This window comes from Mesoterricola sp. MK458, assembly GCF_055384935.1.
Genome location: NZ_AP045075.1, coordinates 2,250,381 through 2,274,592, shown reverse-complemented (window position 1 = coordinate 2,274,592; position 24,212 = coordinate 2,250,381). Strand labels below are relative to the sequence as shown.

Here is a 24,212-nt window from a genome sequence, read left to right as displayed (position 1 = left end):
GGCTGGTTCCGTTGTACCGTTCCTAGTCAGCCCCATTCAGCAGCATTCAGCTTAAAGGTGTTCGCATGGCAATCGATCCACCCCCCTTTTCCGACCTGGGCGCCTACGACCGGGAGCGGATCCTGGAGTTCGAGTTCGTCCGGGCCACGGAGAACGCGGCCCTGCAGGCCATCCGGTGGTCGGGGCGGGGCGAGAAGGAGAAGGCGGACGCGGTGGCCTGCGCGGCCATCGCGGGGGTGTTCGACCAGCTGGACATCCAGGGCGAGGTGGTGATCGGGGAGGGGATCAAGGACCAGGCGCCGGGGATCTTCGTGGGGGAGAAGCTGGGCACCTGGCGGCCCGGGGCCCCCCGCTTCGACATCGCCCTGGACCCCATCGACGGCACCACGAACATCGCCAAGGGGCTCCCCAACAGCATCTCGGTGATCGCCGCGGCCCAGGTGGCCGACGGGGCCACCCACGCCCTGCGCCACATTCCCAGCTTCTACAGCCACAAGATCGCCTATGGCCCGGCGGTGAAGGCGGCCCTGGACCGGAACCCGGGGCCCTCCTTCCTGGACCGGCCCCTGGACGAGGTGCTGGGTTTCGTGGCCGAGGCCCTGGGAAAGCGCGTGAGTGAACTGGTGGTGGTCACCATGGACCGGCCCCGGCACGACGACATCATCCGCCAGGTGCGCGAGGCGGGTTCGGCCCTGCGCCTCATCTCCGACGGCGACATCACCGCGGCCGTGGCGCCGTCGCTGCCCCTGTCGGGCGTGGACCTGTACCTGGGCATGGGCGGGTCCCCCGAGGGCGTCCTGGCCGCCGCGGCCCTCAAGTGCCTGGGCGGGGACATCCAGCTGCGCATGTGGTTCGACGGCGAGCGCCACCCCGAGCACCTGGCCGAGGTGGCCGCCCGGGTCCCGGCCGCCGAACTGGGGCGGGTCTTCCACGTGCGGGACTTGGTGGTGGGTGACAGCGCCCTGTTCTGCGCCACCGGCATCACGGACAGCTCCCTGCTGCCCGGGGTCAAGCTCATCGGCCACCAGGCCGAGACCCACTCGATCCTCATGCGGGCCCGCAGCGGCACCGTGCGCCACATCCAGGCCGTCCATCACCTGGACCGGAAGGGCACCCCCATGCGGGAGGGCTTTCTCCGCTAGAAATCCAGGTTCGCCGTGATGCGTTCCCCTGTGGTCTTGAAGGTCTCCAGGAACCGGGCGATGCGTCCCTGGGCGGCCTCCCGTTTTTCCACCCCCAGGTTCAGGTTCAGCAGGTCCACGTACCAGGGGGGCTTCACGTCGCTCTGCACGTAGGCCCAGGCGATGGCCCGGGCGATGGGGAGGGTGGTGGTCTTGGAGTCCTCGTGGACGTCCTTGCCCCGGGCGCGGAGCAGCTTGGCGTACTCCTCCTCCAGCAGCCGGTTGAAGAGGGCGGGGGTGAGGGCGTCGCCGGGGCGCACGCCCAGGACCTCGTCCCCGTCGGTGAGGGGGGCCTTCTTGTGGATCCACTCCCAGAGAATGGAGAGGCGGATCTCTCCGGTGGCCATGTCCTCCATGAGGTAGAGCACGTCGTCGTTGCCGAAGTGGTCCGCGGGCTTGAGCGCGGCGGCCTGGAGCCCCTGCAGGAAGGCGTTGCCGTACTGCAGGGCCACGGAAAGCAGGTCGCGGGCGCCGGGCACGGTGCGGGGGGCGGGTTCGAGGAGGGTCAGGCCGGCGGCGTCCTCCGGGCCGTAGGTCAGGGCGGGGAAGGACCGTCCGGCCTGGTTGTCCTGGCCGGCCTTCTCCCACACGGGGCGCACGATGTGGACCATCTTCCAGTGGGCCACCCACTTGCCCGAGGCGCCTTCCCGCTGCTCCCGCTCGGCCCCGGCCACGGCCCGGCGCATGCTCGCGGCCACGCCCACGTCCGAACCCACGGGGATGTTGGGTTCCATGCCACCCTGCCAGAGGGCGTGCCGGCCCAGGCGGTCCGGGGTGTTCACGGCCCGGCGCACCCGGTCCTCGTAGTTCCCCATGTACCCGTAGGTCATGGTGATGGTGTCGATGTTGGGGTTGTGGAAGGCGGGATCCCAGGCCAGGGCGTCGGCGACGCTGTTGATGTAGTCCCAGCGGCCGGTGTTGAAGCCCACGAAGTGGGGCGCGAGGGCGGCGCGGATCTCCATGAGCTGGAAGCTCTGCTCCAGCTGCTCCACCAGGACGTAGGCCTTGAGGGTGCCGGGCCGCAGATCCAGGTGGGCCTCCACGGCCAGGAGGAGCGCGTTCCACCAGGCCGCCTCCGCGGCGGTCTGGATCTTGGGCAGGTAGTACACGAGGCTGCGGCCCGCCCCGCGCAGGGCGGCCGCGTTGGTCACCGCGAAGGTGGCCAGGTCGGCGATGGAGGCGGAGAACGCGGCGCCGCCGGCGTGGCGGATGTGGCGGTCGTCCAGGTGCATGCCCCGGGCGCGGTAGAGCACGGTGGTTACGTCCAGCTGGCTCCGCCAGTCGGCGATGATCGGGTGGCCGAAAAAGCCCTGGGCCCACCGGTTCATCTCCCGGGAGACCCCTTCGGCCACATCCAGGAAGATGGCGTCCCGGCCCAGGGCGAGCCTGAGGTTGCGGTGGTTGTCCAGGCTCATGGACGCCACCTGGCCCAGGGCGTCCTCCCCGTCGAACATCCATCCGTCGGCGCCCGAGAGGAGCGCGTAGGCCACGTTGCGGATCCCCGAGCGCACGTCGGCATAGGGCTTGGTGGCCGGGCCCGTGCCCTGGATCCACTGCCTGCGCAGGTCGGGGGGGATCTCCGCCCCCTCGAAGTCGCCGGCCCGGGCCGCGGCCACGGTGATGGAGGTGCCGGGGATGGTGGAGGCCGGGTCCAGGAAGCCGATGGGCTCCCGCCGCTCCGCGCGGTCCCGGCGGCGCGCGGCGCGCTCGGCCATGAGCTCCCGTCGACGCGCGTCCAGGGGCGCCAGGGCCTCCAGGGCCCGCTGCACCTGGGGGGTGAGGACGTCGGGGTACTGCGAGAGGATGCCGTTCCGGAATTCCAGGGCCATGGAAAACCTCCGCCAGGGATTCAATTTGGCCCTGGTTTCCTTATGAATCCAGGGAAATCATCGCTCGTCCGGGATTCGAATGGTTCGATAAGGGGTTTCGCCTCCGCTACCGCAGGGCCAGGCCCACCTTCACGAGCCGGCAGACCCGGGCGGCGGCGGCCTCCAGCAGGTGGGCGCCCTGGCTGATGCACGCCTCCAGCGGCATGGGCGCCGGCACGATGCTCGCGAGCGCGTCGATGCCGTGGCCGAGCACCTCGTCGGCGCCCTCCCCGAGGCCCCCCGACAGGCAAATGACCGGCACGCCGTGGCGCCGGGCCACCGCGGCCACGCCCACGGGGGCCTTCCCCATGGCGGTCTGGGCGTCGGTGCGGCCTTCGCCGGTGATGACCAGGGCGGCGCCCCGGACGAGGTCCTCGAAGCCGGTGGCTTCCAGCACGATCTCCACGCCGGGGCGGAGCCGGGCGGGGGTGAACCACAGGAGGCCCGCGCCCAGGCCGCCCGCGGCGCCCGCGCCGGGGCGCAGGGCCACGTCGCGGCCGGTGGCGGCGGCGGCGACCCGGCCGAGGATGCCGAGGGCATGGTCGAGCTCACGCACCGCCTCGGGGGAGGCGCCCTTCTGCGGGCCGTACACGGCCGAGGCGCCCCGGGGACCGCACAGGGGGTTGTCCACGTCGCAGGCCACGAGGATGCTGGCCGCGGCCAGGCGGGGGTCGAGGCCGGAAAGGTCGAGGGTCTCCAGGCGTGCCAGGGCGGCCCCGCCCTCGGGGAGGGGGCGGCCTCCGGCGTCCAGGAACCGCGCGCCCAGGGCCCGGGCCATGCCCGCGCCGCCGTCGTTGGTGGCGCTGCCGCCGATGCCGATGACGAAGCTGCGCAGGCCCGCGTCCAGGGCGGCCTTGATGAGGTGGCCCACCCCCGCGGTGGTGGTTAGCCGGGGGTCCCGCCGGTCCCTGGGCACCAGCGGCAACCCGGACGATGCCGCCATTTCGATGACAGCGGTGGCGCCGTCGCCCAGGACCCCCCAGAGGGCCGTCACCGGCTCGCCCAGGGGCCCCGGCACCTCCGTGCGGAAGAACCGCCCCCCGGTGGCCGTCACCAGGGCCTCCACCGTGCCTTCGCCGCCGTCGGCCACCGGGATCTTGCGCACCTCCGCGCCGGGGAACACGGCGAGGATGCCCCGTTCGATGGCGTCGGCCACCCCGGTGGCCGAGACGCTTCCCTTGAAGGAGTCAGGTGCTACGACGATGCGCATGGGGCTACCCCTATCGGCTCCGGCTTGGAATGGATATGAACATATCAGGGGACGTGCCCCGACCGTGCATCCGTGTGGCGCCGACGCAGGGTTTCCGCCCTGCGGCCGCGCCCCGGCGGTTCCCGGATCGTGCGAGAATCACCGCGGAGGCACCCATGGCCCTTCTCGACGCAAACCGGAGCATCCTGGTCGTCATCGACCTTCAGGGCAAACTGGTCCACATGGTCCACCGCCCGGCCACGGTCCTGGAAGCCACCCGCAGGCTCATGCGCCTGGCGGACCTGTTCCAGGTGCCCGTGGTGTTGACCGAGCAGTACCCCCAGGGCATCGGCCCCACGGAGGCGAGCATCCAGGCCGCCTTCGACGGCCTCACCACGCCCACCTTCTACATGGAGAAGACCTCCTTCGGCTGTTGTGGGGATCCCGCCTTCGAGAAGCTGCTGCGGGCGGCCCGGCCCGGCCTGGAACCCGCGAAGCGCCAGATCGTCGTGGCGGGCATCGAGGCCCAGGTGTGCGTGAACCAGACGGTTCTGGAACTCCTGGCCTCGGGCCACGAGGTGCACCTCTGCTGGGACGCGGTGAGCGGCCGCGGGGAGGACTACCGCAGGCACGCCATCGAGCGCATGGCGGCGGCTGGCGCCGTCCTCACCAACCACGAGTCCGTGGCCTTCGAGTGGTGCCGGGACAAGGTCCACGCCCAGTTCAAGGCCATGTCCGCGATCATGAAGGAAGGGCAGCCTTGAAATGAGCCTCTGATACCATTCCGCATGGCCCTTTCACGACTGCTCGGACGCGTTGCCGCCCGGGAACTGGTTGACCCAGCCGCCACCCGCGCCCTGCGGGCCACGGGGGCCTTCATGCTGCCCCTGGTGCTGGCGTCCCTGGGCCTGATCACGGGCACCCAGGCGGTGCTGGCCTCCTTCGCGGGCCATGCGGTGGGCGGGCTGGATGTGAAGGGCGCCTATTCGCTGCGCCTGTTCCTCCTGGTGGGCCTGAGCGGGGTGTTCGCGGGGGCCGCGTGGCTGGGGGTGGAGGCCGGGCGCAGCGTGCCCATGGCGGTGCTGGCCACGGGCCTCATCGCCCTGGGGGCGGGGGCCTGGCGGCACGGGCTGGGGGAGTACGGGCCTTCGGTGGCCTCCACGGCGGCGCTGCTCTTCTTCCTGGGCCTGATCAACCACGCGGAGGCCTCGGCGCCGGCGGCCGCGGTGGCCACCCTGGCCGGGTGCGCCCTGAGCATCGCGGTGCACGCGGCTTTCTGGCCCTTCCTGGCCCAGCATCCGCTCCGGCGCACGGTGGCGGCGGCCTGGCTCGCCCTGGCGGACCTGGCCGAGGCCCTGCCGGCGGTGGAGGCGGCCGACGCCCCCGCCCGGCACGAACGGGTGGTGGCCTGCGAGAACGAGCTGCGCGCCGCCCTGGACTTGGCCACCGAGGCCCTCAAGGGCGCCAACGCCACCAGCAGCCGTCCCCTGGTGCGGGAGCTGCAGGCCCTGAACGGGGCCGCGGCCCAGACGGCCAACTACCTCATGGCCCTCAACCCCAGCATCGAGCGCCTCATGGAGCCGCCGGGGCCCGGGGCCCTGGCGGCCTCCTTCCGGTCCTTCCTGGCCAGCACCGTGAATTCCACCCGGTCCCTGGCCCTGACGGTGGTGTCCCACCAGGCGGGGCACCTGTCGCGGTTCGAGGTGCGGCTCCGGCGCATGGGGCGCCTGCTGCGGGTGCTCCAGTCCCGGGTGGCCGCCAAGGTGAAGGACACCCCGGAGCGGGCCCACCTGGCGGACGTCCTGGACAAGCTCCAGGAGCACCTGCCCACCCTGAGCGGGACCCTGCGGGCCTCCCTGGAGCGGGTGCGGGAGCGGGGCCCCATCTCCTTCGAGCTGTTCGACCTGCGCGCCTGGAGCCTGCGGCCCCTGGCCTCGGCCCTGAACTTCAGCCTCCAGGTGGACCCGGCCCTGGTACGGTTCACCTTCCGCCTGGCGGTCATCATGATGGCCGGCACCTGGGCCTGGCGCGCCTGGAACCTGCCCCACGGCTTCTGGATCCCGCTGTGCGTCATGGTGGTGCTCCAGCCGGACTACGGGGCCACCCGGCTCCGGGCCACCCAGCGCGCGGTGGGGACCCTCGCGGGCGGACTGGTGGGCAGCGTGCTGCTCTGGCTGCACCTTCCCCTGGGACTGCTCCTGGCGGCCACCGCGGCGGTGTGCTGGACCTTCACCTTCTACGTGAAGCGCAACTATGCCGTGGCCGTGTTCTACATCACCCTGCTGGTGGTGCTGCAGTTCGAAGCCTCGGGTCCCGTGACCCTGAGCCTGACCCTCCACCGGCTCGCCTTCACCATGGCAGGCTGCCTGTTGGCGCTGCTGGCCGCGCTGAGCTTCTGGCCGGTGTGGGAGCGGGACCGGTTCCCCCCGCTCCTTGCCGGCGCCCTGCGGGCCAACGCCCTCTTCCTGGACCGCCTCTGCCAGGGGCTGGGGGGCGATGCGGACATGACGCCCGCCCTGGTGCTCAAGGCCAAACGCAAGGCCCAACGGGCCAACAGCCTCGTGTTCTCCTCCCTGAACCGCATGGCCGGCGATCCGGACGTCATGCGGGAGGGCATCGAGCGCAACGCGGCCCTCGCGAACCACAACATTCGCGTCACCCGCTGGCTCAGCGTGGCGGCGGTGCATTTCCGCGCCGGCGACCCGCCGGTTCCCGGCCTGGAGGCGCTGGCCCGCGCGGCGGGAGGGGCCCTGGAGGCCATGGCCGCGGTGGCCGAAGGGGCGGACCCCTCGACCCTGGCCGGTCCCCGGGAGGCCCTGGAGGCGGTGGAGCTGTCCGGCCTGGCGGAGCCCCGCACCTCCTACGTCACCTCCCAGCTGGATCTGGCGGGGACCGAGCTGAGCGCCATGCTCATCGAGTTCTAGTTATGAAAGAAAAATTCCCCTTCCCGCCCAAGGGCATGCGCCCTGCCCCCCGCCCAAGGATTCCGGAGGCGAAAGCGCGCTGAGCGGTCACTATGTTTGGTGACACCACCAACCACACCGAGGGGGACTGCAATGTTCCTTTTCAAGCTCCTCTACCAATTCCTGGAGAGGACCGTTTTCAATACCCTGCTGCGGAAGATCCTGGGCATCATGGCCCCGCTCTTCCTGATGATGCTGGTGCTCAGCGCCGAGCTTTTGCGCGTGGCCGGGGCGCTGAAGGCCGGGGCGCCGCCCGAGGCCCTGGAGACGCTGGCCCGGGCGCAGATGCTCGCCGTCGCCGTGCCCCTGGCGGCCCTGGTGGTGGCGGCCGTCGCCTACCTCACCTTCCACCTGTCGGTGGTGGCGCCGCTGCGCACCCTCTCCTCGGTGATCGGGGCGGGGGATTTCTCCGGGGACCTGAAGCTGGAGACCCACGACGAGATCCGCCAGCTGGCCGAGGCCTTCAACGTGTTCTCGGGCAAGGTCCGTGACATCCTCAACGAGTCCAAGCGCCTGGGGCTGACCATCGCGGTGGGGTCCACCCGCACCTTCAAGCTCTCCTCGGATTCCGCCAAGGGGGCCCAGCAGCAGGGTGAACTCTCCGAGGTCATCACCCGCACGAGCCGGGACGTGGAGGAGGCCGTGCGCGAAGTGGCCCAGGCCACCTCCCACATCGCCGCACTGACCCAGGGCAACCTCGAGACGGCCCAGTCGACCCGGGAGGAGCTGCTGGAGGCGGTGCAGGGCATGGCCGTCACCAACGGCCGGCTCGCGGACTTCGCCCTCCTGGTGGAGCGGCTCAAGGAGCGCTCCGAGCGCATCAGTGGCGTGGCCCAGCTCATCGAGGGCATCTCCGACCAGACCAAGCTCCTCGCCCTGAACGCCACCATCGAGGCGGCCCACGCCGGCAACGCCGGCCGGGGCTTCGCCGTGGTGGCCGAGGAGGTGCGCAAGCTCTCGGACCGGGCCCGGGAGGCCGCCATCGAGATCAGCCGGAACCTGGGGGACATGCTGGAGGACACCGGGAGCACGTCGCTGGGGATCGCGGGCATCAGCGAGGACATCCAGGGCACCTCCGCACTCCTGGGGCGGGCCTCGGAGCACTTCGGCAGGCTCGTGGGGGACTTCGAGGACAGCACCTCCCAGCTGGGCGGCGCCACCACCGCCGTGGAAGGCATCTCCGCCACCAGCGAGACCATCCACGGCCAGTCCCGGGAGATCCTGGCCCTCAGCCGCGAAGGGGCCCAGCGCCTGGAGGAATCCACCCGTTTGTCCAGCGAGATGAACCGCGCCACGGAAAAGCTGCTGGAGCTGGTCTCGGGCTTCCGCACGGGCGAGAGCGAACTGGAGGCGGTCATCGCCAAGGCCTACCGGTGGCGGGATGCCATGCAGGCCCGCATCGCCGCCCTGGCCGCGAAGGGGGTGGACGTCTTCGACCGGAACTACCGCCCGGTGCCCGGCACTGACCCCCAGAAGTTCCTCACCGGCTACACCGAGGTCCTGGCCGGGGACCTGCAGCCCCTCTTCGACGAGGCGCGCAGGGACCTGGAATCCATCTACGCCGTGGCGCTGGACGTGAACGGGTACCTCGCCGTGCACCACTCGGGCGTCAGCGACCCCATGACCGGCGACCCCCAGGTGGACCTCCTGAAGAGCCGGAACATGAGGCTCTACTTCAACGTCGAGACGGAGAAGCGCCGCTCCCGGAACCTCCAGACCTTCCTGCTGCAGACCTACATGCGCGACACCGGCGAGATCCTGAACGACCTCTCCATGCCCATCCACGTGGGGGGAAAGCACTGGGGTGCGCTCGTGATGGGCTTCAACCCCGAGCGCTTCATCCAGGGCTGAGGGGGCGTCACCGCGACACCCTCACCAGCTCCACCCGGCTGCCGCCGTCCTGCTTCCGCACCCGGACCTGGCAATCGATGGCCTGCTTCATGGCCTCCACGTGGCTAATGAGGCCCACCATGCGGCCCTGGCCCAGCTTGTCCAGGACGCGCATGGCCTTCTCCAGCGTCTCGTCGTCCAGGGACCCGAAGCCCTCGTCGATGAAGAGGGCGTCCAGCTCGATGCCGCCGCTGCGGCCCTGGATGACCTCGGCCAGGCCCAGGGCCAGGGAGAGGGAGGCCAGGAACTTCTCGCCGCCCGAGAGGGTGCGCACGCTGCGCAGGCCGTTGGCGTAGGCGTCGTGCACGTCGATCTCCAGGCCCGCGGAGCGGCGCTTGTCGTCCACGTCCGTGCGGAGCCGGAAGCGGTAGCGGCCCCCGGACAGCAGGTCCAGCTGGCGGGAGGCGTGCTCCAGCACCCGCTGCAGCCACCACGCCAGGGCCCAGGAGGAGAACTTCATGCGCCGGCGGTTGGTGCCGTCCAGTTCGGCCGAGAGCTGGAGGAGGTCGGCGGAAGCCTCGGTGGCGGCCGCGAGCTTGTCCTGGAGGTCCTGGACCCGGGCCCGGCGGGCGCGGAAGGCCTCCAGGGCGTTCCGGGCGGACTGGGCGGCGCTCCCCGCGCGGGTGAAGGCTTCGGCGGCGTCCTCGCGGGCGCCTTCCAGGGCCTCCAGGTCCGGGCGGGCCATGCCGTCCAGGGCGGCATCCAGGGCCTCCAGGCGGGCCAGGCGCACGGTGCGGTCGTCGGCGGCCTTGCGCAGGAGGGCTTCCAGCTCCTGGAGGCGCCCGGGCTCCCGGAGAGCGGCGCGCTGGTCCGTGACCGAGGCGAAGCCGCAGCCGGCCAGGGCACGTTCCAGGGCCGCGAGGGCCACGGCCAGCGCCGTTCCGGCCTGGGCCAGGTGCTCCCGGCGGACCTCCAGGAGCCGGGCCAGGGTTGCCTGGGCGGCGTCGGCCTTCTCGCGCCGGGCGCCCAGGTCCGCAAGGCTCCGCTCCTCCTCCTGGATCCGGGCCTCGCGGGCCTTGTGGGCGCGGGAAGCCTCCCGCCAGGCCTGCTCGGGGTCGTCGATGGCCAGGCCCAGGCTCCGCTCCAGGCCCCGGCAGGTCTCCTTGGCGGCGGTTTCGGCCTGGCGGGCCCCGTCCAGGCTGCCGCGGGCGCCTTCCAGGGCCTCCTGGGCGGCCTTGAGGCCGGTCCTGAGGGGGTCCCGGCCCGCCAGGAGGTCGGCGGTTTCCTGGAGGCGCGCATTCCCTTCCCGGGTGCGGGCGTCCAGTTCGGTCCGGGCCGCGTCGTAGGCGGCGACGTGGGGCCAGCCGCCCTCCCGGAGCCGGGCCAGGGACTGCCCGTGGCGGAGCGCGTCCTCCTCGAGCCGGCTGGCGGCCTGGGCCAGATCCGCCCGGGCGCGGCGGTCCGCTTCCGCCCGGGCCTCGTCGGGGCGGGGCGGTTCGGCGGCCAGGGCCGCGGGATCCAGATCCCCCTGCGCCGGATGCGGGTGGTCGGCGGACCCGCACACGGGGCAGGGGACCCCATCGGCGAGGCGGGCGGCGAGGGCCGCGGCGAGGTTGGCTTCCCGGAGGGCGCGGGCCGCCTCGACCCGGTCCCCGTCCTCCCGCAAGCGGTCCGCGGCGGCGCTGGCGCGGGCCTGGGCCGCCTCCACCGCCTTGCGGCGCTCGGCTTCCAGGGCGGGCCAGGTCCGCACCACGTCAGCGTCGGCCTGCAGACGGTCCAGGTGGCCGCGGCGGGGGACGAGACCGTTCAGCTCAGCCTGGAGGGCCTCCCGGTTCCGCTCCACCGGCTCCAGGGCTTCCAGGGCCGCCTGGAGCTTCGCGACCTCGCCCTGGGCCGTCTCGAAACGCTGGGCCGCGGATTCCAGGGCCGCGGCGGCCTGGGTGCTTTCGCGCCAGGCCGTGCCGAAGGCCTTGAGGTCCTCCAGCCGCTTGAGGCTGAGCACCTGCTCGGCCCGGAGCTCCCCCAGGGCGGCCTGGCGCCCGGGGACTCCGTCCAGGTCCCCCTGGAGGGCGGCCCGGTCCCCCACCGCGGCGGCCAGGTCCCGCTCGGTGTCAGCGAAGGCCCCGGCGGCCTTCTGCTGCGCGGATCCGGCGTCCTCCCAGGCCTTCACGGCGGATTCGCACACGGCCGCCCCCCGGGCCAGGGCGACTTCCCGCTCCTGGGCGGCGCGCTGGACCTCCTCCCTGCCGTAGGCGTCTTCCTCTTCCCGGAGGCGGTCCCGCTCCCGGAAGCGCTGGGCATCCCCCTGGGCGGCCACCACGGCGGCCATGGCTGCGTCGCGGCGCTCCAGGGCGGCCCGCAGGAACGCGTCCGCGGCGGCCGCGGCCCCGTCCAGGTCCGCTTCCTCGGCCTGGGCCTCGGCGGCGTCCCGGGGGCCGCCGCCCCGGGCCTCCTCCAGGCGGAGGCCCAGGTCGGCCTTGAGGGTCCGGGCCTCGTCGGCCTGGCCGCGCACGTACTCGGCCAGGCGCTGGTGCTCCCGGATGGGGAAGAGCTTTTCCAGGATGGCCTCCCGGTCCAGGGTGCCCATTTCCAGGAAGCGCTGGAAGTCGCCCTGGGGCAGCACCAGGATCTTGGCGAACTCGTCCCGGGTGAGGCCCAGGATGGCCTCGATGCGGGCGTCGAAGTCCGATTTCCGGGAGGTCAGGGGCGTCCAGCCGCCGTCCCCCCAGACCTTGAGGGCGTGGACCTCCTCGGGCTTCCGGAACCCGGCGCCCTTCTTCTTCGCCTCGAACCACGCCGGGGACCGGGTGGCGAGGTGGCGCACCCCGCGCACCTCGAACTCGAATTCGGCCAGGGTGCTCTCGCCGTCCCCGGCGAGCTTGGAGCGCACGGTGGACTCGGTGCGGGTGCCCAGGGGCGAGCCGTACAGCGCGTAGCAGATGCCGTCGAACAGCGAGGTCTTGCCCGCGCCGGTGTCGCCGGTGATGAGGAAGAGGGGGTCGAGCCGGGCGAAGTCCACCACGACGGGGTCCCCGGCGTAGGGGCCGAAGTTCATCAAGGTCAGGCGCAGGGGCTTCATGCGGTCTCCAGGCGGGCCAGGTCGGCCACGAGGCTCGCGGCCAGGGCGGTGCGGCGCTCGACCGTTTCCGCATCCAGGCCCAGGTCGGCCGCGAACTGCCGGTAGTCGGACAGGAGGTCCCCGGCGCGCTCGGTCACGGGCGCGTCCGGAGGGGCCTCGCCGCCTTCGGGATCCAGGTAGGTCAGGTGAAGCAGGAAGGGGAACCGCTGCTTGAGGAGGGCGAAGGGGTTCGCGCCGGCGTCGCGCGGATCCAGGGCGATCTCCAGGAAGCTGTCCGCGTGGGGCGCGAAGGCGGGGTCGTCCAGGAGGGCCTGGAGGGTCCCCCGCAGGCGCTTCATGGGATGGGGCGGGAGGAAGGGGCGGGGCGTCACCTCCGGGGTCCGGCCCCGGGCCAGGTCCACGGCGAGGGCCGCCTTGGCGTCGCCGGTCTCGGAGAAGGAGTAGGGCAGGGGGGAGCCGGCGTACCAGACCCCGTCGAGCACCCGCTGCCCCCGATGCAGGTGCCCCAGGGCCGTGTAGTCGAAGGTCGCGAAGAGCGAAGCCTCCACGTCGGTGGCGGTGCCCACCAGCACCCGTTCCGAGTCCGAGGCGCAGGCCCCCCGGGCGAAGCAGTGGGCCATGGCCACCTGGATCGCCTCCGGGTCCTGGAGGGGCCGGATGCGCTCCACGGCCGCGGCCAGGGTCTCCTCCTGGGTGCGGATGCGCCCGCCGCCGCCGTCGAAGTCCCCCGCCCACAGGAAGGGGATCATCCACACCTGCATGCGCGCGCCCGCGGCGTCCCGGATCTCCACCGGCGCCTCCAGGGTGTCCGGCCCGCCCCGCACGTGGATCTTCGCGAGGGCCAGGGCGTCGGCGGCGTAGGCGATGCGGGCGGCGGAATCGTGGTTGCCCGCGATGACCAGGAGGGGCAGGTCCGGGCAGGCCGCGCGCAGGTCGCGCAGGAAGCCGCTCCACAGGAGCACCGCCTCCTCCGAGGCCAGGCTGCGGTCGAAAACGTCGCCCGCGACGAGGAGGGCGTCGAAAGGCTCGGCCGCGCAGTGGGCGATGACCTGCCCGAGGACCTGGCGCTGGTCCTCCAGGAGCGGGAACTCGTGGAGGACGCGGCCCAGGTGCCAGTCCGAGGTGTGGAGGATGCGCATGGGGAGGTCCGTTCCGGTTGAGGCTTGATGGTACCCTGCCCGGGGCGGAGCGACAGCGGGTGACGCTGGGGGAACGGGCGCCAAACGTGCTGGCAACGTGTGGGATGGAAAATTGTCGATTCGAGGCGGAAAGGGACGGCCCCGGGGGCGCCCGGGCCGGGGTGCGGTAGGATGGACCGGACCGCCAGGAGCCCGCTTGATCCAGATCTACGTCGACGCCGATGCCTGCCCCGTGAAGGACGAAGTGTTCAGGGTGGCCAAGCGGCACGGCCTGACGGTGCACGTGGTGTCCAACAGCCGGCTGAACCTGCCCCGGGACCCCCTGTTCAAGGCGGTGGTGGTGAGCGGGCGCTTCGACGCCGCCGACGACTGGATCGTGGAGCAGGCCGGGCCCGGCGACATCGCCGTCACCGCCGACATCCCGCTGGCGGACCGGTGCCTGAAGAAGGGGGCCCGGGTCCTGGACCCCAAGGGGCGTCCCTTCACCGAGGACTCCATCGTGGACGCCATGGCCAGCCGGGAGATCAGCGCCTTCCTGCGGGACATGGGCGAGATGGGCACCGGTCCGAAGCCCTACGCCCCCGCGGACCGCTCCCGGTTCCTGGGCGCCCTGGAGAACCAGATCCAGGCCCTGCTCAAGCTCGAGCGCACCCGCGCCCCCGGAAGGATCCCCAATGATTGACGTGATCACGCCGCTGCGCCTGAGCCTGCTCCTCACCGTGGCGAGGCACCCGGACGCCCCGCGGGAGAAGCTCCTCGCCCTGAAGGGCGTGGAGGCCGCGGACCTGGACTACCTCCTGCAGCACGACCTGATCCGGGAGGGGGCGGTGGGCAGGTACCGCATCTCCCGCATCGGCCAGATGGCACTTAAGCGGTAATTATTTCACGGGATAGGCTGGAATTGGCGGGAACGTGGGGGTGGGGTTCTCCTTGATCCGCTGCAGGAGGGTCGCCACGCCCACCTCCAGTTGCCGGTCATGGCCGGCCAGGAAGCTGGCGGGGTCGTTCTCCACGCGGATGTCGGGGATGGCGCCTTCGTTCTCCACCCACCACTTGCCTTCCCTGCCGTAGAAGGCGTTGTTGGACTGCTCCACGCGGCCGCCGTCCAGGGTGAACTGGGTGTTGATGATGCCCACCAGGCCGCCCCAGCTGGGGACGCCGATGACGGGGCCCAGGTTCCGGGCCTTCACGTGGCTGAGGAAGGCTTCGCCGTCGCTGCCGTTCTGTTCGTTGCTCAGGAACACGTACCGGCCGTCGGAAGCGGTGTTGGGCACGCGGAAGGGGGTCATGCCGCGCAGGACGTTGAAGCCGACCTGATGATTCTCCAGCCTGGCGGTCATGAAGTACTCGGTCCAGCCCCCGTGGTTGCCGCGCACGTCCACCACGATGCCCTTGCGGTACCGGAACGCGCGCCAGAACTTGTCGAACTGGCCGATGTTGGCCGCGCCCATGGCGGACAGGTGCAGGTAGCCCAGCTGGCCCCCGGAAAGCTTCTCCACCTTTGCGATATTCTCGGCGATCCAGCGCTCGTACCGGAGGGGGAACTCGTTGGCGATGGGTTCGACCTCCACGGTCCGGGCACCGTCGGGCACGGGCCGGGTGTTGACGGTGAGCACGACCTTCTGGCCGGGAACCACCTGGAGGCGCTCGTAGACGGCCTCCGGGGCTTTGAGGGGCGTGCCGTCGATGGCGATGAGATACTCGCCCTCCTTCACCTTTCCGGCCAGGGGCCCCTTCAGCTCCGGCGCGAAGGGGGTGGGGCCCAGGATCCTCGTGAAGCGGTAGAGGCCGCCCTCCGCCGCCAGGTCCGCGCCCAGGAGGCCCGCGGTGCGCTTGAGGCCGGGAGTGGCCACGGGTCCGGGGTCGCCGCCGCTCACGTAGGTGTGGCTCACGCACAGGTCGCCCACCATCTGGCTCAGCAGCCAGTTGAGGTCCGCCCGGCTCGTGAGCTGGGGCAGCCACTGGGCGTAGCGGTCATGGTCGGCCTTCCAGTCCCGGCCGTGCATGTTGGCGTCGTAGAAGAAATCCCGGTACCAGCGCCAGGCGTCCTCGAAGATCTGCTTCCACTCCTCCCGGGGGACCACCGTGAGGGCCAGCCGCTCCAGGTTGATGCGCTCGGGCAGCGCCTTGGTGGCCAGGACGGCCTGGACGGGGCCCGCATGGACGGCGTCGGCCCTGCGGACATAGATGCTGGCGCCATCCTGGGAAAGCCCCCACTCGGCAACCGGGTCCGCAAGGACGGTCTCCTTCTTCGGCCCGGTCTCGAACAGATGCACCCTCCACTTGGTCTGGCCGCGCGGCCTGAAGACCTCCTCCACCACGAAGTCGTCCCAGCCTTCCACCGTGGAATAGCCCACGAGGCCCTTGCCGGCCTTGAGGTGGAAGATGTTGCCGGGCTTTAGGGGCAGCAGCGAGGTGCGGTCGCCGAGTCCGGCCACGTCGATGCGGAACGGGCCCCCATCGGTTTCCCGGAGGCGGACGGCCATGACCTGGACCGGGTTGGGCTCGATGGCGTTCATCTCGCCCGCGTCGAGGCGCACCTGGAAATTGTTGTAGCTCAGGTAGTAGAGGGTGGTCCCATCCAGGTCGAAGCAGGGATTGAGGGAATCGAAGAACCCGTCGGTGAGGGCGACCTTCTGCTTCGTCTTGAGGTTGTAGAGCCAGATTCGGTTGTTGCGGTTGGCCTCGGGGTAGGAATAGGCGATCCAGGTGGAGTCGGGGGCCCAGGCGTAGTCGGCCACCTCCCAGGTGAACTCGTCGTTCTTGAGGTTGGAGGAACCGTCGATGCGCTCGAGCTTGCCGGTGGCCACGTCCATGACGTAGAGCGAAAAGCTCTTGTCGCCGAACATGAGCTTCTGGCCGTCGGGGCTCCAGGCGAGATGGTAGAGCGTGGTGGCCAGGCCCGTGGCCAGGCGCGTGGCGGGGCCTCCCTCGGCGGGACGCACGTAGAGGTCGTACTCGCCGCTGGCATCGGAAAGGTAGGCGACGCGCTTGCCGTCCGGGGAGATCTCGGGGAAGCGCTCACGGACGCCGGGCGTCCCGGTGAGGTTCCTGGCGGATCCGGCGGCGTCCACGGGAAGCGAGAACAGTTCGCCCCGGGCTTCCAGGAGAAGGCTTTTCCCCCCGGGGGCCAGGCGCACCGACTGGAGGTAGTCCTTGGCGTTGAGGGTGCGGGGGCCGAAGCGCCAGCCGTCGGAAGGCGCCGTGACCTCGAGGCGGCGGGCCTCTCCGGTGGCCGGATCCAGCAGGTGGAGGAAGCCCCCCTTGACGAAGACGACCCTGCGCCCGTCGGTGGCCGGCCACTGCACGTCGAAGTCCTTGTAGGACGTCAGCGCCTTGGCCGCCCCGGTGGCCAGGTCGAGGGTGTGGAGGTTGGAGAAGCCCCCCTCGCTCCGGTCGGAAAGGAAGAGGACGCCGCCCTGGGCCGTCCACATGGGGTAGGCGCTCTTGCCGGGATGATCGGTGACCCGCCGCCAGGTGCCGGCCTTCCTGTCCTCCAGCCAGATTTCCGCATGCAGTCCGCCCTTGTACCGCTTCCAGAAGTAGTCCTCGCTGCCGGTGGGGTTGAAGAGCACCTTCGATCCGTCGGGGGAGATGGCGGCCTGGAATGCGGTCTTGCCCAGCGGCAGGGCCTGGGGCTCGTGGCCCTGGAGATCCACCGTCCAGATCTGGGTCATGGGGTTGCAGTCGCCCTGCACCGCGGCCCGGAAGAGCACCCGGGCCCCGTCCGGGGACCAGCCCTGGACGGTGCAGGCGCCGCGCCAGGTGAGGCGCCGGGGCGTCCCGCCCCCCGCGGGCATCACGTAAACGTTGCTGCCCCCGTCATACTGGCCGGTGAAGGCCAGCCATTTCCCGTCCGGGCTGAACCGCGCCGCGAACTCCTCGCCCGGATGGCTCGTGAGCCTCCGGGCCGGCCCGCCTTGGACGGTGCCGGTCCAGAGGTCCCCCTCGTAGGTGAAGACCACCTGGTCCCCATGGATGTCGGGATGGGTCACGAACCGGGGCAGCTCGCTCTGCCCCAGGAGCAGGGAGGGGGCCAGGACAAGGGCGTGGCAGATGTTGGGGCGCATGGGGCCTCCGGCAGGGGTGGGGGCTCCAGTTTACCTCAAATCCCGATGCATACCGGTCAATTGGGCTGGTGGGAATGGCGGGTCAGCGGCCCTTCTGGATGGCCTCCGTCAACGCGGGCACCAGTTCCAGCAGGTCGGCCACGATGCCCACGCTGGCGGCCTGGAAGATGGGGGCCTTGGGGTTCTTGTTCACGGCCACCAGGAAGGGGCTGCCCTTGATGCCGCCCAGGTGCTGGAAGGAGCCGCTGATGCCCAGGGCCAGGTAGACCTTGGGCTTGACGGTCTGGCCCGAGGTGCCCACCTGCCGGGGCTTCTCCAGCCACTTGGCGTCCACGATGGGGCGGGAGCAGCACAGGGCCGCACCCATGGCCTCGGCCAGTTCCTCCACCAGGGCGATGTTCTCCTTGTCCCCGATGCCGCGGCCCACGGACACCAGCACCTCCTCGCGCGTGATGTCGATGTCCCCGGCCTCTGCCTGCACCAGCTTGACGAAGCGCCGGCGCGCGGAAAGGCCCGCGGCGTCGGAGGAGCGGTCCACGACCCTGCCCGCCGCCGACCGGGACGCGTCGGCCTTGAAGGCCCCGGAACGCAGGGTGACCACGGCGCCTGCGGACAGGTCGCAGGCCACGTGGGCCGAGGCCTGGCCGCTGAATTCCTGGCGCACGGCCTCGAGGGTCGTGCCCGCGGCGGCGGTGCCGCCCACCAGGTCGGGCAGGTAGGCCGCGCCCAGCTTCACGGAGAGCCCGGGGCCCAGGTCCATGCCCAGGGTGCTGTGGGGCAGGAGCACGATGGCCCCCGGGGGCAGGACGCGGGCCAGGAGGGGCCGGAGGAGTTCGGCGTTGGGGTAGGCCAGGGCCTCCTGGTCGAACTTCCACACCTCGGCGAAGGAGGCGGCGGCCTCCTGGCAGGCGGTGTCCAGGGAGGCGCCGGAGCCCGCCGCCAGGGCGATGGGGGCGGCGCCGGGGAACAGGGTGCGGGCGGCACCCAGGAGCTCCAGGGCGGAGTCGTCCAGCTTGCCGCCGGCGTGGGCCAGGAATGCGAAGACGTTGTCCATCACTTGAGCCCTCCCTTGGCCTTCAGGAGCCCCACCAGCTGTCCGGCCAGTTCGGCCGTGGATCCGGTGAGCATTTCCGCGCCGGCCCCCGCCGGCGGCACGAAGTAGTCGATGCGGCGGACCCTGGCGGGCGCCGGCGTCACGCCCAGGGCGGCGGCGTCCAGCACGGGCAGCTCCACGGAGGCCACCTTGCGGATGCCCCGGAGGCCCACGTACCGGGGCTCGTTGATGCCGGTCTGGATGGAGAGCACGCAGGGCAGGTCGATCTCGCTCACCTCCTGGGTGCCCCCTTCGATCTCGCGGCCCACCCGAAGGAGGCCCCCCTGAACCTCGATGCTGTTGACGAGGGACGCGAAGGGCCAGTCCAGGATGGCGGCCAGCATCCCGCCCACCTGGGCGGCGCCGTCGTCGGCCAGGGCCCCGGTGAGGACCAGGTCGTAGGCGCCCTTGCGCACGGCGGCGGCCAGGATCGTGGCCACGCCCAGGCCGTCGGCGCCGGCGAAGGCCGGATCGGAGAGGAGCAGGCCCTGGTTGGCGCCCATGGCCATTTCGCGCCGCAGCACCTCCTCGGACTCCCCGTCCCCCACGGTGACGACGGTGACGCTGCCTCCCTCCCGCTCGACGATCTGGATGGCCTCCTCCACCGCATAGTTGTCCCACTCGTTCACGGAGTACACGAGGTCGTCGGCGCAGAGGGCGCCGCCCTCCACGACGATCTCGTTCTCCGCGGCGTCGGGAACGCGTTTCACGCAAACCAGGATCTCCATGACGCTCCTCCGGGGTCAGTCGTTCTGAAGGTGGCCGTCGACCAGTTCGCACAAGTCGATGGCTTCCATCTTGCCTTCGAGGCCGGCCACCTTGATGGCGTCCTCGATGTTGGTGAGGCAGTAGGGGCACGCGGTGACGATCACGTCGGCCCCGGCCTTGCGGGCCATCTCCACCCGCACCACGCCCATGCGCTGCTCCTCGTGGGGCTCGTAGAAGAGCATGAGGCCGCCTCCGCCGCAGCAGAAGGAGCGGTCCCGGCAGTTCCCTTCCATCTCCACCCGCTTGAGGCCGGGGATGGCGTCCAGGGCGTTGCGGGGCGGGTCGTAGACGCCGTTGTGGCGCCCCAGGTAGCAGGGGTCATGGTAGGTGTAGGTGCGGCCGTCGGCGGGGGCCTTCATGCGCAGCTTGCCGCTTTCGAGGCCGGCGGCGATGAGCTCGCTCATGTGCTGCACGGGCGGGATCCCGGGATAGTCGTGCTTGAGGGCGTTGAGGGCGTGGGGGTCGTTGGTGACGATGCGGGTGGCCTGGGAGGCGCGGATGCCTTCGGTGTTGTGGTCCTTAAGGCTCTGGAAGAGCATCTCCTCCCCGAAGCGCCGCACGTCGTGGCCGCTGTCCTTCTCCTCCTTGCCCAGCACCACGAAGTCCACCTCGGCCTTGGCCAGGATGCGCGCCGAGGCCTGCGCAATTTTCTGCATGCGGTCGTCGTAGCTGCTGATGCTGTCCACGAAGTAGAGGGTCTGGGCGGTATCTCCGGCGTCCACCTGCTTGACGGCCACGCCCGCGCCCGCGGTCCAGTCGGCGCGCTTCTTCTCCAGCTTGCCCCAGGGGTTCCCGCGCTTCTCCAGGGCACTGAGGGGCTTCTGCATGGACTGCGGCACGAGGCCGTCGTCCACCATGCCCCGGCGCAGGTCCACGACCTTGTCCACGTACTCGATGCCCAGGGGGCATTCCTCCTCGCAGGCCCCGCAGGTGGTGCAGCTCCAGATCTCGTCCTCGCTGAAGATGCTGCCCACCAGGGGCTTGCCTTCCACCGCATCACCCAGCAGCGGGTAGTGGGCGAAGGCGTAGTCCCTGGCCTTGATGCTGATGAAGCGGGGGGAGAGGGGCCGCTTCACGAAGTTGGCCGGGCACCGGTCCGTGCAGCGCCCGCAGTCCGCGCAGCTGTAGAAGTCGAGCATGTGCTTCCAGGTGAAGTCCTCGAACTTCTTGACGCCGAAGGACTTGACCTCGTCCAGTTTGGCGTCGCCGATGCCGTGGCGCACGGGCTTGACGTTGCCGGTCTCCACCCGCATCCAGAACACGTTGAAAAGCGACGTGATGACGTGGAAGTGCTTGCCCAGGGGCAGGAAGCACAGGAACAGGAAGAAGGTGAGGTCGTGGATGGCGTACCCGGCCAGGTTCAGGTGCCCCAGCACCGGCACCGGCGCCGAGGCCAGGGCGTGGCGGAAGGCCCAGGCGAGGGTCAGGGGCGAGGCGGCGCCGCCGGTGGCGGCCAGGAGGGTGCCCTCGAAGAGGCTCTCGGACAGGAGCAGGGTGAGGATCATGCCCAGGATCAGGAGGGCTTCCGGGGTGTGGTCCTTGCCCATTTCCGGCGGAACGGCGTACCGCGCCGGTTTGAAGGCGGCGCGGCGCACGGCGAGGATGGCCACGGCCACGAAGGTGGCGGTGGCCGAATAGTCCTTGAGCACGTCGTAGGCGTGGCCGAAGCCCGGCAGGGTGAACCCGTCGATGAAGCCCAGGAACACCAGCTGGAAGGAACGGGCGCCCAGGACCAGGAAGCCGAAGAAGAGGATGATGTGCAGGACTCCCGCCAGCAGGTAGCGGGGATGCCGCCACTGGGCGAGCCAGATCTTGAGGACCAGCCAGAGGCGGGCCCCCGCTTGGCCTTGCCGGGGATCCGGCGCGGCGCGGAGCAGGGGCTCCAGGCGCCGGCGGATGATCCAGGCGAAGACCCCCAGGCCCGCCAGGGGGATGAGGAGGAACGGGATCCGGGCGGGGAGGCCCGCCAGGGTTGCGGTGGCCGGCGAGAAGGGGACCATGGTCACTTGCCGCCGAAGGCGTCTTCGGGGATCTCCACCGCCACGGCGCAGCCGGAGAGGATGGCGTCCATGCGGCCCAGGGCCACGGGCAGGAGCACCGCGGTGAAGAACTGGGCGCTGCGGAGCTGGCCCTCGTAGAACGCGACGTCCTTCTCCTTGGCGCCGGCGGCCAGGGCCTCGGCGGCGGTCTTGGCCCGCCACAGGAGCTGCCAGCCCAGGACCACGTCGCCGCACACCTCCATGAAGGGGTGGGCGTGGGCGGCGGCGGTGGGCAGATCCCCGTAGAGGGCGGTGGTGCCCATGTGGCGGGCCACCTCCTCCAGGCGGATCAACGCGGGCTCCAGGGCCTCGGCCAGGGGCGCGGCGCGGTCCACGTCCCGGGCCGCGGCCAGGGTCCCGCGCATCTCCTCGAACAGGTCCATGATGGGCCGGCCCTGGTTCTGGCCCAGCTTGCGGCCCAGCAGGTCCATGGCCTGGATGCCGTTGGTGCCTTCGTAGATGGCGGTGATCCGGCAATCCCGCAGCAGCTGCTCCATGGGGTATTCGCGGATGTAGCCGTAGCCGCCGTAGACCTGGACGCCCAGGCTGCACACGTCGAAGCACCGCTCGGTGACGTAGCCCTTGGCGATGGGAATGAGGAAGTCGATGATGCCCTGGAGCCGGGCCTTCTCGTCCGAATCCGAGGACACCGCGATGCGGTCCGAGCAGTGGGCGAGGTGGTAGAAGAGGCTGCGGATGCCCTCCACGTACACCTTCATGAGCATGAGCATGCGGCGCACGTCGGGGTGCTGGATGATGGGCACGGGCGGGGCGCTCTTGTCCATCATCTTGAGCAGGTGGCGGCCCTGGACGCGGGTACGGGCGTAGTTCAGGGCATAGAGGTAGGAGGGGCTGGCGCAGGCCAGGCCCTGGTTGCCCACCATGAGCCGGGCGTCGTTCATCATCATGAACATGGCCCGCATGCCCTTGTTGGCCTCGCCCAGGAGCGTGCCCCGGCACCCGCCCTTGCCGCCCAGGGCGATGGAGCAGGTGGCGTTGCCGTGGATGCCCATCTTCTCCTCGATGCCCGTGCAGACGACGTCGTTGGGCTCCCCCAGGCTGCCGTCGTCGTTCACGCGGATCCGGGGCACCACGAAGAGCGAGATGCCCGCGGTGCCGGCCGGGGCCCCCTCGATGCGGGCCAGCACGGGGTGGATGATGTTGGCCGTGAGGTCGTGCTCACCGCCGGAGATGAAGATCTTGTTCCCGGTGATGGTGTAGGTGCCGTCGGGGTTGGGGGTGGCGGTGGTGGTGAGGGCGCCCACGTCCGAGCCCGCTTCGGGCTCGGTCAGGAGCATGGTGCCCGTCCACTCCCCGGTGAAGAGCTTTTTCAGGTAGAGGCGCTTCTGGGTGTCCGTGCCGAAGGTCTCGATGAGCTTGCCGGCCCCGTGGGTGAGCCCCGCGTGCATCATGAAGGCGAAATTGGCCCCCATGAGGTAGTCGGAGGCGGCCGTGGCCACCACCCGCGGCATGCCCTGGCCGCCCCAGTCCGGGTCCTCGGTCATGGCGAGCCAGTCGCCTTCCCGGAGGGCCTTCCAGGCCTTGTGGAAGGACGGCGGCACCTGGACCTTGCCCTGGTCGAAGCGGGCCCCGATGCGGTCCCCGTCCACCTGGGTGGGAAGGATCTCCTTCACGGCCAGGTTGCGGGCCTCGTTGATGATCAGGTCGATGGATTTGCGGCTGAAGTCGGTGAAGCGGTCGTGCGTGCTGAGCGCCTCGACCTTCAGCTGCTCGTGAAGGACGAAGTCGATGTCCCTGCGGTCCGCAAGAATCTGAGCCATAGTGCCTCCGTGTCGGTGAGGAAACCTGGTGGGTTGGAATGCCCGGTACTATACGCGTTCGAAGACGGTGGCGATGCCCTGTCCGAGGCCGATGCACATGGTGGCCACGCCGGTCGAACGGTTGCCTGCCTTCATGAGGTGGAGGAGGGTGGTGGTGATGCGGGCTCCGGAACATCCCAGGGGGTGGCCCAGGGCGATGGCGCCGCCGTTCAGGTTGACCTTCGTTTCCACGTGGTCCCGCAGCTGCAGGTCCTTGAGCACCGGAAGGGCCTGGGCGGCGAAGGCTTCGTTGAGCTCCCACAGTTCGATGTCGCCGGGTTTCATCTGGGCCCGGGCCAGGGCCTTCTTCACGGCCGGCACGGGCCCGTAGCCCATGATGGAGGGATCCACCCCCGCGGTGGCCATGGCCTTGACCCGGGCCAGGGGCGTCAGGCCCAGGGCGCGGGCCCGGTCCAGGGACATGACCAGGAGGGCCGAGGCCCCGTCGGAGATGGCCGAGGAGTTGCCGGCGGTGACGGTGCCGTTCCTGGGGTCGAAGGCGGGCTTGAGGGCGGCCAGGGCTTCCAGGGTGGAATCCGGGCGGATCACCTCGTCCACGTCGCACAGCCGGGAGAAGCCGCGCTCGTCGTGGCCCTCCACCGGGACGATCTCGTCCGCGAACCGGCCCTCCGTGGAGGCGGCGTGGGCCTTCTGGTGCGAGCGCAGGGCGAACTGGTCCTGGGCGGCGCGGGTGATGCCGTGCATCTTGGCCAGCACCTCGGCGGTGAGCCCCATCATGCCCGAGGCCTTCGCGGCGTGCTTGCTGAGGGCGGGGTTGGGGTCCACGCCGTGGCTCATGGGGATGTGGCCCATGTGCTCCACCCCGCCCACCACGAACACCTCGCCGTTGCCCGTCATGATGGCCATGGCGGCGGCATGGAGGGCCTGCATGGAGGAACCGCAGAGGCGGTTCACGGTCTGGGCGCTGGCGGTGTGGGGAATGGCGGTCATGAGGGACGCGAACCGGGCGATGTTGAAGCCCTGCTCCAGGGTCTGCTGCACGCAGCCCCAGATGACGTCCTCCACCTCGGCGGGATCCACCTTGGAGTTGCGCCGGAGCAGGGCGGTGATCATGGCCGCGGAGAGGTTCTCGGCCCGGACGTTGCGGAACATGCCCCCCTTGGACCGGCCCATGGGGGAGCGCACGGCATCGACGACGACGACGTCTTTCAT

At 71.0% G+C, this 24,212-nt stretch carries 16 protein-coding genes; 6 read left to right on the top strand and 10 right to left on the bottom strand.

Annotation, left to right across the window (positions count from 1 at the left end):
* Positions 1 to 65 precede the first annotated feature (65 nt).
* Positions 66 to 1,142 carry a class II fructose-bisphosphatase gene (glpX, locus tag ACZ5LB_RS09960; protein ID WP_464606084.1) on the top strand — a complete coding sequence of 359 codons (1,077 nt, stop codon included), beginning with the start codon at positions 66 to 68 and terminating at the stop codon, positions 1,140 to 1,142.
* On the opposite strand, the gene ACZ5LB_RS09955 is transcribed toward glpX, so the two are convergent.
* Entirely contained in the window at positions 1,139 to 3,010 is a 1,872-nt protein-coding gene (locus ACZ5LB_RS09955; RefSeq protein ID WP_464606082.1) for a malate synthase, read from the bottom strand. The genes glpX and ACZ5LB_RS09955 overlap by 4 nt on opposite strands.
* A gap of 106 nt (positions 3,011 to 3,116) precedes the next feature.
* Positions 3,117 to 4,259 (bottom strand): glycerate kinase, encoded by a 1,143-nt coding sequence (locus tag ACZ5LB_RS09950; RefSeq protein ID WP_464606080.1) that lies wholly within the window; start codon positions 4,257 to 4,259, stop codon positions 3,117 to 3,119.
* Positions 4,260 to 4,414: 155 nt separating this feature from the next.
* On the opposite strand from ACZ5LB_RS09950, the gene ACZ5LB_RS09945 reads away from it, so the two are divergent.
* From ACZ5LB_RS09945 to ACZ5LB_RS09935, 3 genes are all read left to right on the top strand, one after another.
* Positions 4,415 to 5,002, top strand: a complete 588-nt coding sequence (locus ACZ5LB_RS09945) for an isochorismatase family protein (RefSeq protein ID WP_464606078.1) — start codon at positions 4,415 to 4,417, stop codon at positions 5,000 to 5,002.
* 24 nt (positions 5,003 to 5,026) lie between these two features.
* Positions 5,027 to 7,162, top strand: coding sequence for an FUSC family protein (locus tag ACZ5LB_RS09940; protein ID WP_464606076.1), 2,136 nt, complete (start codon positions 5,027 to 5,029; stop codon positions 7,160 to 7,162).
* 132 nt (positions 7,163 to 7,294) lie between these two features.
* A complete protein-coding gene (locus ACZ5LB_RS09935) occupies positions 7,295 to 9,052 on the top strand; it encodes a methyl-accepting chemotaxis protein (protein ID WP_464606074.1) in 1,758 nt (585 codons plus the stop codon).
* Between the two features lie 7 nt (positions 9,053 to 9,059).
* Here the strand turns inward: ACZ5LB_RS09935 and ACZ5LB_RS09930 are convergent, their stop codons facing one another.
* A complete protein-coding gene (locus tag ACZ5LB_RS09930; RefSeq protein WP_464606072.1) occupies positions 9,060 to 12,110 on the bottom strand; it encodes an AAA family ATPase in 3,051 nt (1,016 codons plus the stop codon).
* Positions 12,107 to 13,249, bottom strand: a complete 1,143-nt coding sequence (locus ACZ5LB_RS09925) for a metallophosphoesterase family protein (RefSeq protein WP_464606070.1) — start codon at positions 13,247 to 13,249, stop codon at positions 12,107 to 12,109. Before ACZ5LB_RS09925 ends, ACZ5LB_RS09930 begins: the two co-directional genes overlap by 4 nt.
* 196 nt (positions 13,250 to 13,445) lie before the next feature.
* Here ACZ5LB_RS09925 and ACZ5LB_RS09920 point away from each other — a divergent pair, with 196 nt between their 5' ends.
* Positions 13,446 to 13,931 carry a YaiI/YqxD family protein gene (locus ACZ5LB_RS09920; protein WP_464606068.1) on the top strand — a complete coding sequence of 162 codons (486 nt, stop codon included), beginning with the start codon at positions 13,446 to 13,448 and terminating at the stop codon, positions 13,929 to 13,931.
* A complete protein-coding gene (locus ACZ5LB_RS09915; protein ID WP_464606066.1) occupies positions 13,924 to 14,127 on the top strand; it encodes a hypothetical protein in 204 nt (67 codons plus the stop codon). The genes ACZ5LB_RS09920 and ACZ5LB_RS09915 overlap by 8 nt, the downstream gene beginning before the upstream one ends.
* Here the strand turns inward: ACZ5LB_RS09915 and ACZ5LB_RS09910 are convergent, their stop codons facing one another.
* The 6 genes from ACZ5LB_RS09910 to fadA all read right to left on the bottom strand — a co-directional run bounded on the left by ACZ5LB_RS09910 (position 14,128) and on the right by fadA (position 24,212).
* Positions 14,128 to 17,319 carry a S41 family peptidase gene (locus tag ACZ5LB_RS09910; protein ID WP_464606064.1) on the bottom strand — a complete coding sequence of 1,064 codons (3,192 nt, stop codon included), beginning with the start codon at positions 17,317 to 17,319 and terminating at the stop codon, positions 14,128 to 14,130.
* Positions 17,320 to 17,401: 82 nt separating this feature from the next.
* A complete protein-coding gene (locus ACZ5LB_RS09905) occupies positions 17,402 to 18,373 on the bottom strand; it encodes an electron transfer flavoprotein subunit alpha/FixB family protein (RefSeq protein WP_464606062.1) in 972 nt (323 codons plus the stop codon).
* Positions 18,373 to 19,140, bottom strand: a complete 768-nt coding sequence (locus tag ACZ5LB_RS09900) for an electron transfer flavoprotein subunit beta/FixA family protein (RefSeq protein WP_464606060.1) — start codon at positions 19,138 to 19,140, stop codon at positions 18,373 to 18,375. The genes ACZ5LB_RS09905 and ACZ5LB_RS09900 overlap by 1 nt, the downstream gene beginning before the upstream one ends.
* Before the next feature lie 15 nt (positions 19,141 to 19,155).
* Positions 19,156 to 21,180, bottom strand: coding sequence for a (Fe-S)-binding protein (locus ACZ5LB_RS09895; protein ID WP_464606299.1), 2,025 nt, complete (start codon positions 21,178 to 21,180; stop codon positions 19,156 to 19,158).
* Positions 21,181 to 21,182: 2 nt separating this feature from the next.
* Positions 21,183 to 23,000, bottom strand: coding sequence for an acyl-CoA dehydrogenase (locus tag ACZ5LB_RS09890; RefSeq protein ID WP_464606058.1), 1,818 nt, complete (start codon positions 22,998 to 23,000; stop codon positions 21,183 to 21,185).
* A 48-nt stretch (positions 23,001 to 23,048) separates the two neighbouring features.
* On the bottom strand, positions 23,049 to 24,212 hold the full coding sequence (fadA, locus tag ACZ5LB_RS09885) for an acetyl-CoA C-acyltransferase FadA (protein ID WP_464606056.1): 1,164 nt from the start codon (positions 24,210 to 24,212) through the stop codon (positions 23,049 to 23,051).

Excerpts from the sequence above, each read along its gene's own strand:
- glpX (WP_464606084.1), top strand. The coding sequence starts at position 66 with ATGGCAATCGATCCACCCCCCTTTTCCGACCTGGGCGCCTACGACCGG.
- ACZ5LB_RS09955 (WP_464606082.1), bottom strand. The coding sequence starts at position 3,010 with ATGGCCCTGGAATTCCGGAACGGCATCCTCTCGCAGTACCCCGACGTC.
- ACZ5LB_RS09950 (WP_464606080.1), bottom strand. The coding sequence starts at position 4,259 with ATGCGCATCGTCGTAGCACCTGACTCCTTCAAGGGAAGCGTCTCGGCC.
- ACZ5LB_RS09945 (WP_464606078.1), top strand. The coding sequence starts at position 4,415 with ATGGCCCTTCTCGACGCAAACCGGAGCATCCTGGTCGTCATCGACCTT.
- ACZ5LB_RS09940 (WP_464606076.1), top strand. The coding sequence starts at position 5,027 with ATGGCCCTTTCACGACTGCTCGGACGCGTTGCCGCCCGGGAACTGGTT.
- ACZ5LB_RS09935 (WP_464606074.1), top strand. The coding sequence starts at position 7,295 with ATGTTCCTTTTCAAGCTCCTCTACCAATTCCTGGAGAGGACCGTTTTC.
- ACZ5LB_RS09930 (WP_464606072.1), bottom strand. The coding sequence starts at position 12,110 with ATGAAGCCCCTGCGCCTGACCTTGATGAACTTCGGCCCCTACGCCGGG.
- ACZ5LB_RS09925 (WP_464606070.1), bottom strand. The coding sequence starts at position 13,249 with ATGCGCATCCTCCACACCTCGGACTGGCACCTGGGCCGCGTCCTCCAC.
- ACZ5LB_RS09915 (WP_464606066.1), top strand. The coding sequence starts at position 13,924 with ATGATTGACGTGATCACGCCGCTGCGCCTGAGCCTGCTCCTCACCGTG.
- ACZ5LB_RS09910 (WP_464606064.1), bottom strand. The coding sequence starts at position 17,319 with ATGCGCCCCAACATCTGCCACGCCCTTGTCCTGGCCCCCTCCCTGCTC.
- ACZ5LB_RS09905 (WP_464606062.1), bottom strand. The coding sequence starts at position 18,373 with ATGGACAACGTCTTCGCATTCCTGGCCCACGCCGGCGGCAAGCTGGAC.
- ACZ5LB_RS09900 (WP_464606060.1), bottom strand. The coding sequence starts at position 19,140 with ATGGAGATCCTGGTTTGCGTGAAACGCGTTCCCGACGCCGCGGAGAAC.
- ACZ5LB_RS09895 (WP_464606299.1), bottom strand. The coding sequence starts at position 21,180 with ATGGTCCCCTTCTCGCCGGCCACCGCAACCCTGGCGGGCCTCCCCGCC.
- ACZ5LB_RS09890 (WP_464606058.1), bottom strand. The coding sequence starts at position 23,000 with ATGGCTCAGATTCTTGCGGACCGCAGGGACATCGACTTCGTCCTTCAC.
- fadA (WP_464606056.1), bottom strand. The coding sequence starts at position 24,212 with ATGAAAGACGTCGTCGTCGTCGATGCCGTGCGCTCCCCCATGGGCCGG.